12 protein-coding genes and 1 pseudogene are annotated in these 15,881 nt (G+C 66.9%); 5 read left to right on the forward strand and 8 right to left on the reverse strand.

Annotated features, from left to right (window positions below; genetic code table 11):
- Positions 1 to 29 precede the first annotated feature (29 nt).
- Positions 30 to 413, forward strand: a pseudogene (locus C486_RS03875) (glycosyltransferase family 2 protein); the annotation flags it as partial.
- 87 nt (positions 414 to 500) lie between these two features.
- On the opposite strand, the gene C486_RS03880 reads toward C486_RS03875, so the two are convergent.
- Positions 501 to 707 carry a hypothetical protein gene (locus C486_RS03880; protein ID WP_008453282.1) on the reverse strand — a complete coding sequence of 69 codons (207 nt, stop codon included), beginning with the start codon at positions 705 to 707 and terminating at the stop codon, positions 501 to 503.
- Between the two features lie 107 nt (positions 708 to 814).
- Positions 815 to 1,915, reverse strand: a complete 1,101-nt coding sequence (locus C486_RS03885) for a DUF354 domain-containing protein (RefSeq protein ID WP_008453283.1) — start codon at positions 1,913 to 1,915, stop codon at positions 815 to 817.
- Between the two features lie 162 nt (positions 1,916 to 2,077).
- On the opposite strand from C486_RS03885, the gene C486_RS03890 reads away from it, so the two are divergent.
- Entirely contained in the window at positions 2,078 to 3,070 is a 993-nt protein-coding gene (locus tag C486_RS03890) for a glycosyltransferase (protein WP_008453286.1), read from the forward strand.
- 88 nt (positions 3,071 to 3,158) lie between these two features.
- Here C486_RS03890 and C486_RS03895 read toward each other — a convergent pair whose 3' ends face one another.
- The 4 genes from C486_RS03895 to C486_RS03910 form a co-directional block, all read right to left on the reverse strand.
- On the reverse strand, positions 3,159 to 4,139 hold the full coding sequence (locus tag C486_RS03895) for an NAD-dependent epimerase/dehydratase family protein (RefSeq protein ID WP_008453288.1): 981 nt from the start codon (positions 4,137 to 4,139) through the stop codon (positions 3,159 to 3,161).
- On the reverse strand, positions 4,136 to 5,065 hold the full coding sequence (locus C486_RS03900; protein ID WP_008453289.1) for a DUF362 domain-containing protein: 930 nt from the start codon (positions 5,063 to 5,065) through the stop codon (positions 4,136 to 4,138). The genes C486_RS03895 and C486_RS03900 overlap by 4 nt, the downstream gene beginning before the upstream one ends.
- Entirely contained in the window at positions 5,062 to 6,177 is a 1,116-nt protein-coding gene (locus tag C486_RS03905) for a Gfo/Idh/MocA family protein (RefSeq protein WP_008453291.1), read from the reverse strand. Before C486_RS03905 ends, C486_RS03900 begins: the two co-directional genes overlap by 4 nt.
- 109 nt (positions 6,178 to 6,286) lie before the next feature.
- Positions 6,287 to 7,219, reverse strand: coding sequence for a polysaccharide deacetylase family protein (locus C486_RS03910; RefSeq protein WP_008453294.1), 933 nt, complete (start codon positions 7,217 to 7,219; stop codon positions 6,287 to 6,289).
- 269 nt (positions 7,220 to 7,488) lie between these two features.
- On the opposite strand from C486_RS03910, the gene C486_RS03915 reads away from it, so the two are divergent.
- Positions 7,489 to 9,081, forward strand: coding sequence for an alkaline phosphatase family protein (locus C486_RS03915; RefSeq protein WP_008453296.1), 1,593 nt, complete (start codon positions 7,489 to 7,491; stop codon positions 9,079 to 9,081).
- Here the strand turns inward: C486_RS03915 and C486_RS03920 are convergent, their stop codons facing one another.
- Together C486_RS03920 and C486_RS03925 are read right to left on the reverse strand one after the other, a co-directional pair.
- Positions 9,082 to 10,476, reverse strand: a complete 1,395-nt coding sequence (locus C486_RS03920) for a PAS domain-containing sensor histidine kinase (protein WP_008453298.1) — start codon at positions 10,474 to 10,476, stop codon at positions 9,082 to 9,084.
- Between the two features lie 117 nt (positions 10,477 to 10,593).
- Entirely contained in the window at positions 10,594 to 11,901 is a 1,308-nt protein-coding gene (locus C486_RS03925; RefSeq protein ID WP_008453299.1) for a hypothetical protein, read from the reverse strand.
- 359 nt (positions 11,902 to 12,260) lie between these two features.
- Here C486_RS03925 and C486_RS03930 point away from each other — a divergent pair, with 359 nt between their 5' ends.
- A complete protein-coding gene (locus C486_RS03930) occupies positions 12,261 to 14,054 on the forward strand; it encodes a hypothetical protein (RefSeq protein WP_008453300.1) in 1,794 nt (597 codons plus the stop codon).
- A 561-nt stretch (positions 14,055 to 14,615) separates the two neighbouring features.
- Complete coding sequence (locus C486_RS03935) at positions 14,616 to 15,566, forward strand: hypothetical protein (protein ID WP_049910115.1); 951 nt, start codon at positions 14,616 to 14,618, stop codon at positions 15,564 to 15,566.
- Positions 15,567 to 15,881 lie beyond the last annotated feature (315 nt).

The following is a 15,881-nucleotide window of genomic DNA, read 5'->3' on the forward strand; positions in this document are numbered from 1 at the left end:
CGCGCCATCAGAGATGTGTATAAGAGACAGAGTACGTGCCGTTCGTGCGGTTCGTCTCCCTCCTCTTACTCCGGAGCTTCTGCTGGCGACTCGTGAACCGGTACGTGCTCCGGTCGTTCAATCCGGCCGTCGTCTACTACGGTGCCGGTACGATCGGCCTGGCCGGCGGCCTGACGGGGGTCGTCAGCTCGGCCGTTCGGACGGCTCGAAGCGAGGACGGCGTCACGGGGATGATCGTCGCGAGTATCGCCGTTCTACTCGGACTCCTCGCGCTCGGTACCGCTATCAAACTCGACGCCGAGGCGAACGCGGACCTCGAGCGCCCGTGTCCCCAGCGAGCGATGCGGAATCGAGAGTGGGAACGAGACGGACGAGCGCCGGCTCGGACGGCTCGAGATACCCACGCCGAATGACGCTCTTTCGACGCGGAAAGCGATCGCGCTCGTGGGTGACTCGATCGAGGCGAGATCCGTGAGCCGATTCCGAGATCGGCCCGACGGTTACTCGATCGAATACGTCACGATGTCCTCGCCCTCACAGGCGGGACAGCAGGTCGTTCCGTCCGAGACGTTCGTTCCACAGTCCCGACACTCGTGGACGACCGTCACCGACGGGGCGTCGTCGCCGTTCTCGCGGGGGGTTTCGGGGGCGTCGGTCGCGGACCCCGTCCCGGAGAACAGGTGATCGAGGAGCGTGGAGAGACTCATAGAACAGGGGGCTTATCGGCTCTTTTCCGGAGATGAATAAAAGTGTTTTGTGTGCTGCGATAGGACACAATTGTTCGTGAAGGATCGAGACTGTGACTCGAGATCGGTCACATCGACCGCGAACGAGGCTGCAGGACGCGCTTGGTCGACCGGTCGAGTCGCTTCAGCTCCCCGCGGGACTGTGCCACGTCGACGAGCAACTCGGTGAGGTTGACGAGGTCGGCCGCGTACTCGCGTCGCCGCGCTCGCCAGCGGTCGCTCGCACCGTCGTCGGCGAGGATCTCGAGGGCGCGCGTCCGGACCGCGTCGTACTCGTCGAACTGTTCGGCCAGGCCGGCACGCTCGAGTTCCCGGAACTCGCCGTACTCGTGATCGTCGGTCCCGCGGTAGCGGAAGGCGGGCGTCCCGAGCAGGGCGGCTTCGTTGACCATCGTTCCGGTATCGGCGACCAGCAGCGAGGCCTCGGCCATGGCGTCGTGGATCAACGCGGGGTGGAGGTCGTAGGACCGAGCGGGGAGGTCCCGGAGGGTCATCTCGTCGCCCTCGTCGGAGACGAAGACGGTCGCCACCTCGCTCAGCCGTTCGATCAGCTCCCGTCGCTGCTCGGGACGGAACCCCTCGAGATCGGCGTCGTGGAGGGCGTCGAGCGCGTTGAACCGGACGATGACGTACGGTTCGTCCGGGTCGACGTCGAGGTACTCGCGAACGTCGTCGTTCGCCTCGAAAACATCGGGGTGGAGATAGGCACACTCCTTGAAGCCGTCGAAGGTATAGTGGGCGTCGCCGAGATCGCGACGCGTCACGGCCGGGGAGATGATACAGTCGGCGAACGGTCGCGACACGGTGTGGTTGAAATCGCCGGGTTCGTCGTCGAGGACGAGAACGACCGGTGTCCGCGAAACCGTACCGGCGTAGGCGGCGTAGGGACCCCGACCGAAGACGACATCAGGATTGAACCGGATCGCCTCGGCCCCGATCGTCAGGAACTGGCCAGCCAGTTCGCGGGCGAACCCTACCCGCGAGTAGCCCTCGGTTTCGTGGTCGCCGTACACTCGGTAGGGCATGTCGAAATAGTCGAGTAGATCGGTCGTACAGGCGTACTCCCGAGTAAGCACGAGCACGTCGTGTCCCGCCCGCTCGAGGCGGTCGACGGCGTGTCGGTACAGGTGTACGTGTGCGGGCGTATTGGCCAAGACGAGGAGCCGCATCGACGCCGACTACCGGGCCTCGACCCTTTGTAATAGCATCGCTACGGGGACAGTCGGTCCGAAGTCACCGTCTACGGACTGGTCGTCTAGCTGTACGTGAAGAAAACCCGCGTGCCGGCGCGGATAACAAAGCGGCCCCGCTGTGTCGAGTCGGCCACCGAGATGCACGTCCTCACGCTCACCACGAACGCCGACGCTCCCTTCATGACCCAGCAGCAGGCGGCGCTCGCGGAGCGGGGCGTTTCCGGGACCACGATATCAGTGGCCGGCGAGGTCGACGCCGACACCGATCGGTCACCGGCGGATTACGTGCGGACCGTTCCACGGGTCATCCAAGAAGCGCGAAACGGCTACGACCTGATCCACGCCCACTACGGCCTGACGGCACCGATGGCGCTCGCACAGCTCCGACAGCCGGTCGTCCTCTCGCTGTGGGGGTCGGACGTGCACGGACCCGCCGCACCCGTCAGCCGGCTCTCCGCGCCGTTCTGCGACGCGGTCGTCGTCATGTCCGAAGAGATGCGCACCGCCCTGGGCCGTGAGTGTACGGTGATCCCCGACGGGGTCGACCTCGAGAAGTTCCGGCCGGAGCCACAGGACCGAGCGAAGAAACGGGTCGGCTGGGACGACGACGCGGACGCTCATGAAATATTGTTTCCGTACTCTCCCGCACGCGGGGTGAAAAACTATACTCGCGCGGAGCGCGTCGTGACCGTCGTCGACAACCTCCTCGAGCGACCGGTGCGGCTCCGAACTGTCTACGGCGTCGACCACGACGCCGTTTCGGACTACATGAACGCCGCCGACGCGCTCCTGTTGACCTCCGACAGCGAGGGGTCGCCGAACTCGGTCAAGGAGGCCCTGGCCTGCAACCTCCCCGTAGTCGCCGTCGACGTCGGCGACGTTCGGGAGCGTCTTGCCGGCGTCACTCCCTCGCACGTCGCAACGACCGACGAGGAACTGATCCGCGGGTTGATCGACGTCCTCGAGCGCGGGGAGCGATCGAACGGCCGCGAGGCCGCCCGCGAGGTGAGCATCGACCGGACCGCGGACCGACTGCTTACGGTCTACGAGCGGGTCGCGAACACGACGAGCGAGCCCGCGGCCGGCGGCGAGACGCGGCACGCGGAGGGAGCCGCGGGTCGACCCGAGTGAGTCCTCGAACGGGATCGCGTGGGACGGGCAGTCGACCCCGTCTTCCGAGACCGATCGGCCGATCCGCGCTCCGATCGACCGGGGCCGACTACCTGACTGCCGTTCGATACCACGCCATGGTCTCGGGCAGGTGGGCCTCGAGCGGCTGGTACTCGTACCCCAGTTCCTCGCTGGCTTTCTTCGAACTGTAGAACAGCCGCCGGGTTGCGAGACGGGCCATGTCTCGATCGAAGGGGAACACGCGCCGGTCGGCGACGGTGTCGACGACTTCCGCGACGGGGCCGGCGGCGTGGATCGCCGTCGCGGGAACGCGGATGCGGGCGGGCGAGCCGTCGACGGCGTTGGCGATCCGGGAGACGGCGCTGTCGTAGGTGAGGTTCTCGCCGCCGAGGATGTAGTGGTCGCCGCTGGTTCCGCGGTCGGCCGCGGCCAGGAGGCCGTCGACGACGTCCGAGACGCCGACGATGCTCAGGCCGCCGGGGAGGTGGGCGGGCATCGTCAGATCGACGCCCATCGAAAGCAGTTGGGCGGTGAACGCCTCGTCGCCGGGGCCGAAGATCGACGTCGGGTGAACGGTTACGGCGTCCCCGCCAGCGTCGGCGTACTGATCGACCAGGGTCGCCGCTTCAGCTTTCGCGGCCTGATAGGCCCCGATCGGCTCGGCCACGTCCGTCTCGTCCGCGACGGCGTCGTCTCCCTGCGGACGGCGCGTTCCGGCGGTACTGGTGAACACCACGCGTCCAACGTCGCCGTCGCGACAGGCCTCGAGCACCCGTTCCGTGCCGTCGCGGTTGACCGCCCAGACGGTCTCGGGGTCGGCGCTCCAGAGGCCGACCCCCGCGAGGTGGAAGACGACATCAGCCCCGTCGACGAGCTCCCGCAGCGTCTCGCCGTCGAAGATATCGCCGACGACCCAGTCGACGCCGCTGAGGTCGCCCCGATCCGAGGTCGGCCGACTGAGTCCGCGCACCGTCCAGCCCGCCTCAAGCAGGCGGGTACAGAGCCGCGAGCCGAGGAACCCGGTCGCCCCGGTGACCGCCGCCGTCCCCGGCTCGAGCGTTCCGGTCATCGGCCGCCCTCGAGTTGCGGCGGGACGGCGTCACCGGCCACCGCCGCGTAGGCGCGGTACGCGGTCGACACGGCGGGGTGGGTGTCGTCCGCCGGGGGCAACTCGCCGTCGGGGATGCGCGCCCGCAGCGCCTCGAAGTCGATCTCACCCGCGACGGAGATCGGGCCGCAGTCGCCGCGTTCGATCTCGAGCGCCCCGTCGGCCGCGATCGACCGGCCGAGCAAGGCGGTCGCGACGGCGTCAACGGCAGGGGCCGAGCCCGCAAACAGCGCGTTCCCCGCGACGGGGTCGCCGCCGTAGGCGGTCGTCGCATCGAGGACGGCGACCGCGGGATCGACGGCCCGTGTCGCCGCGACGGGGGCCCGATCGGGTCCCGCATCACAGTCGACGAGGGCGGCGAGCGTCCGCATCGCGCCCGCGACGGGGCCGGCCTCGGTCGGTCGGAGCGACGGAACGACGACCACGGCCCCCTCGGCGAGGCGGTTCGGGACCGAGAGCGCGATCGGCTCGTCCGCGACCGCACAGACATCACCAGTGTGAGCGGTGTCGGCGAGATCGACGGGCGACGCCTCGAGCCCCTCGAGAAGACTCTCGTAGCCGAGATACCGCGCCGTCCGGTCGAACGAGATGCGGTCGTCGCTCGCGCCGGCGACCGCGATGTCGGCGTCCGTCTCCCGCTCGAGGCGGGCGACGACCGCGCCAACGACGGCGGGATCGGTGACTATGCCCGACGACGGGTGGAAGGGGTAGTGTGCGTCGGGGACGATCGTTACCCGGTCGGCCTCGGCGAGCGTCTCGACGGCGGGCTCCAGAACGGTTCGAACCGGCGACCGGAGCGCGGCCATGCGGGCGTCGACATCGGGCACCCAGCCACCGCGGCGTTCGGCGGCGTCGACGGCGGCTGCACGGACCGGTGCGGTGCTCACGGGGACACCTCCGGGGGTTCGAGACTGTCCATATCGCCTGCGCCGTCGTCCTCGGCGGCGCGGTCGTAGGCCGCTTCGGCGAGTGCGATCGCTCGTCGACCGTCTGCACCGTCGACCGGCGGCCGCTCGCCCTCGCGAATCGCGTCACAGAAGGCAGCCAGGGCGTCGTAGTGGGCCTGCAGGTAGAAGGTCGGGCCGAAGACGTCCGGCTCGTCGCTCGTGAGCCGGCTCGCGACGTTCGACAGCGCGGCCGTCGCCGCACCGGCGTAGAAGTTCGCCGGCAGGTGCTCCCGATTACTGATCGTCCCCGTCACGCCTTCGAGACGCAGCCGAGTGTTGACTGCCGGGAGTTGTTCCCACTGGTAGGTACCACAGTGGAGCGTGATCGTCGTGCCCGTCTCCGGTGCGTCCATGAGCACCGTGGCGGCGTCCTCGGCCTCGGTCTCGAGCGTCCGTCCCATCGAGGCGTCCCTGACCTCGAGGTCGCCGAACAGCCACTCGAGGACATCGAAGCAGTGGACGCCGAGTTCGACGAGGGAGCCGCCGCCGGCGGCGTCAGGGTCCATGGGCCACTCCGGCGGCGCGTCACCGGCGGGAGGCCGACCGAGTGGATGGTCGTTGAGTCGCGTGATCGAAGCGTAGGGAACGTGACCCACGCCGCCCTCGTCGTAGGCCTCCTTGACGCCCATCATATCGGGCTGGTAGCGCAGCGTGTGGTCGACGCCGACGGCGATCCCGGCCTCGCGGGCGGTCTCGAGCAGCCGATCGGCCTCCGCCGTCGAGCGAGCGAGCGGTTTCTCGACGAAGACGTCGACGCCGGCCTCGGCGGCCCGCTCGACGGCGTCGGCGTGGAGGAACGGCGGTAAGGCGACGACGGCCGCGTCGAGGGTTTCCGCGTCGAGCAACGCCTCGTAGTCGTCGTACGTGCGGGAAACGCCGGCGGTCCGGGCTCGAGCGCGATTCTCCGGCCGCGCGTCGGCGGCCGCGACGACGTCGACGGCCGGCATCGCGACCGCCGATTTCAGGTGTACCATGCCGATGTTGCCGATCCCGAGGAGGCCAAGCGAGAGGGCGTCCGAATCGGTCCAGCGATGTAAAAACGGGAGTGCCATCTGCCCACATTCGGCGGGCTGCGGGCTTTGTTATCGTCGCCGTACCCGCCCGAGCGGCCGAGTAGCGGACGCCTTCGGCCGCCTGCGGGCACCGTCGACCGGGCCGCGATCAACGCCGACTCGCCGTCGCCCGCTCGGCGCTACTCCGGGGACCCGCGACGCGACGGGCGACATCGGCCATCGTCTCGACGGTGAGATCGGTCGCCGACCGCTGGCGGTCGAGGGACGACAGGATCGCCCGCATGCGGCGGTCGTCCCGCTCGTGGGTCAGGTTGTTCGGATGGAGCCACATGTGAAAGAGCCCGTCAGTGCGCGCCGCCTCCTCGATTCCGCGGCGAGCCAGGGCGACCATGGGATCCGCCCAGATGGACTCGGCGACGGTCCGCGCCGGCCCCTCGAACCCGAAGAGGAACATCGAGGCTGGCACGTTGACCAGACCGTACTCGTCGATGGTCGGTTCGACCAGCATCGACCGGTCGCGAATCGTCGAGTCGAAGACGCCCCGAACGCCGTCCCTGGTCGGCGACCGCCCACGGTAGGCCGTCACACCGTGGTCTGCCAATACGTCCCGGTGTCCTACGTCGTTGCGCGGATAAATGAACGAGTCGATCGACTGGTTCCAGTCGGCCGCGAGTTCGCGGCTGCGCTCGAGTTCGGCGTCGGCGAGTTCGCGGTCCGTCTCCGCACGACCGAACAGGACGTGCGAAAAGGAGTGGCTGGCGAACTCGTGTCCGGCGTCGGACTCGAGCACGTCGGCGACGAGGTCGGGACCGAACCGGAGGTCCTCGCGGTCGGCCCACGAGTTCCGTTCGCGCTCGAACCAGCCGTCGGGGGCCGGATGGTTGGCGTGGGTCCCAGCACAGGACTCGAGCATGAGGTGGCCGACGATGGCCCACGTCGCCGGGACGTCGAATTCCTCGAGCAAGTCCACCATGACCGACCAGCCGCGACGGCCGGCCTCGACGCGGTCCGCCGGCGGCGTCGTAAAGTCGTGAAACCCCCAGCCGAGTTCCGCGTCGAGCGATATTACGACGCTACCCACGGATCCCACCACGATTGCATGCGTCTCATATCCGGACCGTCGTGGGCGGGGGGCTTTGTTATGGATGTCCTGTTGGGCCGGCGACTGATGACCGCGCGCCGTGGGAGGCAATCGAGGGTCGACGAGACCGCCTCGCACACGGACCGACGAGTTAACGCCACCGAACAGCGACGGCTCGAGGCGGCCGTTGGCTGAAACCGCTCTATAACAAAGCGCTCACTCGGCAACCGCCCGGACAGCAGGCGTCTTCGACGTCTCATACACCAACCATGAGCGGATCTACGACTTCCTCCGAGCGAGCGTTCGTGCTCGGACTCGACGGCGTGCCGTGGAGACTCATCGAGCGATGGAGCGACGAGGGTGTCCTCCCGAACTTCGCTCGGATGCGCGACGAGGGTGCATCCGGAACGCTCGACAGCACTCGTCCGCCGACGACGCCGCTCGCGTGGCCGTCGATCGCCACGGGGGTGTGGCCGGACAAACATGGAATCTACGGCTTTCAGAACCTCTCATCCGAATACAGCCATGAGATGTATACGAGCCGCGATCTCTCACAGCCGGCTCTCTGGGATCAGCTCGGGCCGGCCCACGTCGGAAACGTCCCGATGACGTATCCGGCCCGCGAGATCGACGGCACCATGGTCACGGGGATGATGACGCCCTCGACGGACCGGGAGTTTACCCACCCGCCGGGACTGCAAGCCGAGATCGATTCCCGAATCCCGAACTACGAGATCAGCCTCGACTATCCCGAGTACGCCGACCGGCCGGACGACTTCGAGGACGCCGTCGACGATGTCCTCGCGAAACGCCGCGACCTCATGGAGATACAGATGGATCGCGCCGGCGACGACTGGCAACTGTTTTTCTTCGTCTACACCGCACCCGACCGGTTCCAGCACCTCGTCTGGGACATGGACCGACTGCGCGCCCACTACGCGCAACTCGACGAGATACTCGGCGACGTCATGGCGTACACGGACGACCACGACGCGGACCTCTACGTCGTCTCCGACCACGGCTTCGGCCCGATCGAGGGACTCGTCTACGTCAACCGCATCTTGGAGGAGGAGGGGTACCTGTTCCGGCGCGAGGACGAGGGCACCCGCGGGGCGCTCGCGAGCCTCGGCATCTCTCGAGACGCCATCACCGGGGCGCTCAACCGAGTCGGCATCACCGAGGAGGCCCTCGTCCAGTCGCTGCCCCGGCGGCTGGTCGACTCCGTCGCCGAGCAGATTCCCGGCGATCACGCCCTCTACGACGTCGACTACGACCGAACCGTCGCCTTCGTCCACGACACGGGCAACTGCTATATCAACGACACGGAGCGGTTCGACAGCGGCATCGTCTCGCCGAACGAAGTCCCGGAGCTAAAGGCCGATCTCAGGGCCGCGTTCGAGTCGGCAACCGACGACGACGGCGATCCGCTTCTGGTCGTCCACGACGGGGACGACCTGTTCCCGACGGACGAGGGGTCGCCGGATCTGGTGGTCTGTGGCCGCGGCGTGTACGAATCCCGCAGCGGGATGGCAACTGAGATCCACGGCGAGACGGGGACCTACGACGCGAGCCACCGCAACGACGGGATCGTCCTCTGTCGCGGCCCGTCGATCGCGTCCGGCGCGACCCTGCGCGGAGCTCGAGTGGTCGACATCGCGCCGACGTTGCTACACGGGATCGGCGAGCCAGTGCCGGACAACGCCGACGGACGGGTACTCTTCGACGCCTTCGACGACGAGAGCACGCCGGCCGCGACCAAGGTCGAGCGGACGACGGTGGGTCGAGTCGAGAGCGACGAGGCGGTCGACGAGGACTTCGACGACGTGGCAGACCGGCTGAAAGGACTGGGCTATATGGAGTGATCAGGACCGACTGCGCGGCACCGTCACGGTAATCTCGTTGCCGTTCTCGGCTCGTTCGAAGGCGATACAGCCCTCGGAGAGATCGACGGTCCAGTAGACGAGCCACAGCCCCAGTCCGGACGTGTGATAGACGTCGTTCATCTTCCAGTCGCCGGTCAGGACGCGAAACTCGACCTCCGGAATCGGCGGGCAGTTGTCTCGAACGACGACAGCGACCGTTTCCGGGGTGGAACGGACGGTAACCGATAGCGCCGGCTGTCCGTCGGGTTCGTGTCGGGCGGCGTTCTCGAGGAGTTCCGTCACGGCCAACTCGATCTCGTGGAGGGTGGTCGCGGTCGCCGACGCCGGCAGCGTCGTTTCGATCGTCGCGTTCGGATACCGCTCCTGAACCGTCTCGACCGCGTCAGTGACGACCGTGACGAGATCGATCGGCTCCGGGACCGCCCGATCCGTGAGGAGGTCGATGATGTCGCGTTGTTTGTCCGCGCTCCGGAGGAGGTTCCGGCCCTGAGTGCGGATGATCTCCGCCCGCTCGCGAGACGGAGTGTCGCCCTCCCGGGCGATACACTCGGCGTTGCCGATGATGACGGCCATGTCGTTTCGCAGGTTGTGCCGGAGCAGGTTGTCCATGACCGCGAGCTGGCGTTCCCGTCGCCGCCGGTCGGTGATGTCTCGGGAAAAGCCGACGATGCGGACGACGTCGCCGTCCTCGATGATCGGTTCGGAACGGACCCAGACCCAGTGGCTGTACTCCGACTCCGGGTTGACGCGATACTCCACGTCGACGGATTCGCCGGCCGAGGCGCGATCCATCGCCTCGCGGACGCACGGGATGTCGTCGGGATGGACGACCTCGAGGAACTGCTGGGGGTCGGCCTCGAGATCGGCGACCGGCTGCCCGAAGACGTCCTCGTAGGCGGGGTTGACGAACAGCAGTTCCGACCAGTCGCCGTCGAACATCCACAGCACGTCGCCGACGGTGCCGGCGATCGTTCGCAGTCTGCTCTCGGCGTCGCGGCGTTCCTGCTCCGCAGTCACCTGATCGGAGATGTCCCGCGAACTGACGACGTAGCCGTCGAGCGCCGCGTCCGGCAGGGTCGTCACGCGGCTCTCCAGCCACACCCACCCGCCGTCCGCGGTCGCGTGACGATAGCGGACCGTCGACGGCACTCCCGTCGCACTGACCTGCTCGAGCCGATCGGCGACGGCCCGCCGGTCGTCGGGGTGGATGTACGCCTCCGACTGCTCGCCGACGAGGTCCGCCGGCTCGTAGCCGAGGATCGGGTCGCTCGCCGCGTTGAGGTAGACGTACGTGCCGTCCGTATCGACGATGGCGAGTTTGTCTTGGGCGTGCTCGAGCAGGACGGAAGCCAGATCGCCGAGTTCGACGGTCATCGCGCTACTGTGGTACTGTTTCCCGTAGCGGGAGAAAAGCGTGGTGGGAGTCAGACCGGACGGACGCGGACCGACGCGGCTCGATCGGGGTCCCGACCGAGACGGCAGCGGCGACGCCTATCGATCCGAACGGACGCGTTGCAGGCCGGTTTTCGCCGCCATCCAGGCCGGGTAAACGGTGTTGTAGACGGGTGCGGGGGCGTTTCGCGCGCCAGCACGGAGGAGCCGATCGGTCAGCGGCGGTTCGGACGCCGAAATCAGGTCGTCCAGATCGACACCGGCGAGCCACTCGAAGAAGGCCTGTTCGGCCGGCGTGGCCGGTTCCGTTTCGCGGGCGCGCTCGCGGATATCCGCCCACATGTGACGCTCGTCCTGGCCGAGCACCCACTCGCCGCGCTCGAGGGATCGCCGGAGCCGACGGTAGTCTTGCTCGGCGAACGGATAGCCGTGATCGGCCGGCTCGAGGCCCGAGAGGCGAAGGCCGACAGCAGTGCGATAACACTTTTCACACTCGCCGCAGTTCCCGTCCAGCCGGTCGTTGCAGGTCTGGAGTCGAAGCGTCGGCTCCTCGCTGCGGACGTAGTCGGCGATGACATCGAGGCGCTCCTGTCGGGTGAGTTCGTAGCCGTCGTGGTGACACTGCGTCCCGGTCCATCGGACACGCTCGTCGATGTCGGGGCGCGAGCCCCATTCGAGGTCGATGCCGTCCCAGTGGGTCGCGGCGACGTAGAGATCCGTCATCCCGCGCGCGTAGGCCATCGGGGCACAGAGACCGAGCAGCCCCAGCCCGTGGCCGACGGAACTGTACCAGCCGCCGTCGACGTGTCGTTTGTAGTGGGCCAACAGCATCGGATGGTCGAGAAACGACAGCATGTTCGACGCGACGAATGCGGTCTCACAGTCGTGGTCGTCGGCGAACCGCGAGACGCGCGTACGCAGCGCGTCCCACTTCCCGTCGTCGTCAGGGCTGGGAGTAATCGTCCAGCCCCGAATGCTGATCAACGTCGGCGACTCCTCGCGGTGGCGGACGTACGAACACGTCGAGTCGACGCCGCCGGTAAAGAGCAGCCCGCTCCCGTCGCCCGGCTCCGGTTCCGGATCGATGGTCCGCCGCGCGTAGAGGGTACCCCCCTGGAGGAAGTCGTACATCTCACACAAGGTCGTCTTCACGTCCGCGAGGGCGCGCGCGAACGTCGCGTCGACCTCGTCGACGTAGACGTCGGCCCCGTTGGCCCACGCGACGGGACAAACCTGCGCGAGGACCGGGATCGCGAGCACGCCGTCGGGAACGGCCGCGACCGGAACGTCGTAGTCGGTTCGGAACGATTCGCCGGTGAAGAACCGCTCGAGGTCCGACGTGGCTCGAATCGAGCACTCGAGGGTTCTCTCGTCGGCCGTCAGTCGGTCGATAAGGATCGATGACATAGTGAGGACGTCTCGCGCTCGAGTGAGTGGACCACGACCGACTACAAAAACGACCGGAACCGTTGATCGATCAGCACTCGAGAAATGCATCCATAGCGGACTGTCCGGACCCGATAGGGACGGGATACGTCGACTGCGGCGGTCCCTGCTCGCCCCGTTCGCGGCCGAACGAACGCGGTCCACGCGCTCAAGGACGAGCCGCGGGGCGAATATCCGCGCGGGACGCCGGCCGTACGGCGTGGAACTCGCCATCTCAGCTGATTTCGAGGGTAGGTGCCGGATAACAAACCCCGACAGCGTCGACGACTGGCTCGAGAGATGCGTACCGAGACTGGCCCGGACGAACGTGGTGGGACGAGATGAGACGATCGACGCTCAACGTGACGGTCGCGGTCGGGTTTCTCGCAGTCGCAGTCGGTATCCTGGTCGCGAGAGCGAACCCGGCGACGGCATACGAGTCCTCGGTGTACGTGGGCTCGCCGACGAGCACCTGGGTCGCGTTCGCGTTCGCGCTCGCCATCGCAGTCGGGACGGCCCTGTCCTGTCGGGGTCGCCGACAGGGGTACGGGATCGCGCTGGGCGGAACGACGGTGACCGCCATCGTGAGCCTCCCCGTGATCCGGAACTATCGCTTCGCCGGGATGGGCGATGCGATGACGCATCTGGGCTGGACCCGGGACATCGTCTCCGGGGGAACCGCGCCCCACGAACTGTTCTATCCGGGCTTACACGCCGTTGCGACGGTGTTTCACGTCGTCGGCGGTGTCCCGATCGAACGCGGACTCCTGATCGGGATGGTCGTGCTTTTCGTTCCGTTCGTCGTCTTCGTTCCGCTCACCGTCCGCGATATGGCTGGCAGCGGACTGGCGGTCGGGCTGTCCGCGATCGTCTCCTGGATGGTCCTCCCGGTCAACAACATCGCGACGTTCATGGGCGTCCATACCAACTCGAACGCACTCTTTCTGGTCCCTCCCGTCATCTTCGCTCTCGTCGCCTACCTCCGGCGACGGTCGATGATCGAACGACTCCCGCTCGGGCTGTCGCCGTTCAGCGTCCTCGTCTACCTGACCGGCCTCACACTCCTGTTGGTCCACCCCCAGCAGATGTTCAATATCATCGTCCTCGTCGCCGCGATCAGCGGCGTGCAGTTCCTCGCTCGCCGACGGTTCGACGAGCACCCGATGCTCGAGCACCCGACGACGTACGCGCACACGATCGTCCTCGGCGGGATGTTCGGGCTCTGGGCGCTGGGGAACGAACGGTTCAGAAGCGCCGCGTCCGGGCTGGTGTACGGGCTGCTCTCGCAGGACGTCGGTGCCGGAGCCGAGGTCGACCAGCGAGGATCGTCGCTGACCGACATCGGAGGGAGCCTCGCCGAGCTCTTCGTGAAGATGTTCCTCGATGCCGCGATCATCGGACTCCTCGTCGGCCTGTTCATCCTGGCCGTCTGGCTCGGTCGGACCAGCCTCGACGCCGAGAGCAGATCCTTCGTTAACTACGTCAGCTTCGGACTCGTTCCGCTGGGCGGCCTGTTCGCCGTGTACTTCGTCGGAACGCCCACGATGGCGTTCCGACAGGTCGGCTTCATCTACGTCCTCTTGACGATCCTCGCCGGAATCGCGCTGGCACAGTTCACGGGCGGGCTCTCGCGCCTGCTCACGAGACCGGGAGCGAACGCGGTCACCGCGTTGGTGCTCGGGTGCTGTCTGGTGCTCGGGCTGCTCACGGTGTTCGCGTCGCCGCTGATCTACAATCCGGGCCAGCACGTGACTCCCGAAATGATGAGCGGCTACGAGGACGGCCTGGATCACGGGGCCGAGGGCGTTCCCTACGCGGGTATGGGGTACGATCCCTACCGGTTCGATCACGGAATCAACGGTATCCCCGGCGGCGGCGATACCGTCGGTGGCGCGTCGGCGGCTACGGGAACCGTCAACGCGACCGTGTTCTCGGCGGGCAACTACAGCGGGGCCTATCCGACCGACGAGTACTACTTCGCCTTCACGGAGTGGGACAGAACGAAAGAGATCGACGTCTATCGGGAACTCAACTACCGCGAAGCCGCACTCGAGGGGCTCGACACCGACCCGGCCGCGAACAAGGTCATCTCGAACGACGAGTTCGAGATGTACGCTATCAGGAGCGGGTCGTAGCGACGCTCCCGGTCCGCGGGTCGCTGCTGCCACTGCTGCCCGGAGCGTGCGAGTCGCGCCCGACGCGGCTCCCGCTCGCGCGACGAACCAGATGAGTCGATCTGTCACCTCGTGCACGCGACCACGGTTGCGAGTCGACCTCACGGTGACACGTGCCGTCGACTCGAGACCGGTGTCGGCACTCCTCGATCGCGGTCTCCGCCACCGTCGAGACCGACGTGCCGCGTCCGAGCCTCTGAGACGGTCGAAACAGGTGGTAAGAACTGCTTACGGCACGGGAAAGGCTGGACTGGCCGTGCGAAACGATGTCGGAATAGCGACGCCCGCGTTCGTCTCCCCCGTCGGGTCCGGAGTCGAGAGCGCCTCTCCGCCCGACACGCTCTCGTTTCCTCGACAAAGAGTCGATTACGGCCACGGGAACTGTCACTAATTCGTTCATAGGTTCATGAGGAAAATTCGGTAGATTGTGTCCCTATACCCAGTGTTAGAAATATATTCTGTAAATTTAATCCATATCTCCAAGAAAAAGTTTATGTGTGTAAGCCGGAGTTACGGACATGTATGGCGCAGAACCCCCGTACGTCCGAGACGGAATCCACTCCGACTACAAGCCGTAACGGCGGATTAAGCCGCCGTAACTACGTTCGCTCGCTCGCCACCGTGGCGACCGCGGCGACCGCGATCGGCGGGGCCGGCACGGCCGCCGCTCAGGACGACTACGAGGTTATCGAAGCCGCGGGACAGACGATCACCATCGACACCGGTGAGACCTGGGAGAACAAACTCATCGACATGACGACCGGCCAGGACATCGTCGTCACCGCCCACAGCAGCGACTGGACGATCCGGAACATCGGCTTCAAAGGCAAGAACACCGCCGGCACCGGGACCGCCACGTTCGGCATCTCCGATACGAGCGGCGGCACCTGTACCGTCGAGAACGTCTACCTCGGCGACGGCTCGAGCACCGGGAACGGGAACCCGAACGGCCACGGGCAGACGGCCTTCTGGGTCGCGCCGGACCACAACGGGCACATCGACTTCGAGAACGTCAACATCCAGAATTTCGCGGACAACGCGATCTACGGCTCCGCACCCGGCACCAAGGGCGGCGGAACGATCCACATCGACAGCAGTTTCGCCGCGAACTGTTACGTCTCGCACTTCCGACTGGCGACCGAAGGGAGCAAGGTCACGAACTCGAGCGTCTACGTCGACGGGAGTCACGGGTACGTCGGCCGCGGGATCTGGGGCTGGGCCCCGGGGACGATCGAGGTCGAGGACTGCCAGATCGAAATGAACGGACAGAACACCGCCATCGACGCCGGTGCGAACGGGAACCCGACCGAGATCGCCGTCACGAACACCGACTACGACGACGGGGCCGGCATCGCCGAACACGCCGGTTCGAACGTCCAGCTCGGCGACAGCGTCGGGACCGACCCCGAGGCGTTCATCCCGCAGGGCGTCCCGACGAGCCCCGAAGAAGCCGCGTCCGGTTCACAGAAGTAACGACGCTGCCTGTGTGCCGACGTACCGACCCGCTGACGCGACCCCTTCTACCCTCCACCGCATTAATTCACCCTCTCGCACGCCGTTTCGATCCCCGCTGACGTGACGCCCGCCGCCGCGTGACGCTCGGTACGCGGACGCTTTCCGCGCGACCGGTTTTCCGTCTCGTTTTTCGGACCTAAGTCGAGCGATACACTGACCAGCCGCGTCTCCCCACGGTCTCGCGGGACGACCGCGACAGCGCGACGGAACGTCCGACATTCCAACGGCAGCGAGCCGTCGGCGTTCGGAGAGCGGACGCGAGAACGGATCGCT

The sequence above is a fragment of the Natrinema gari JCM 14663 genome (genome assembly GCF_000337175.1).
Classification (GTDB): domain Archaea; phylum Halobacteriota; class Halobacteria; order Halobacteriales; family Natrialbaceae; genus Natrinema; species Natrinema gari.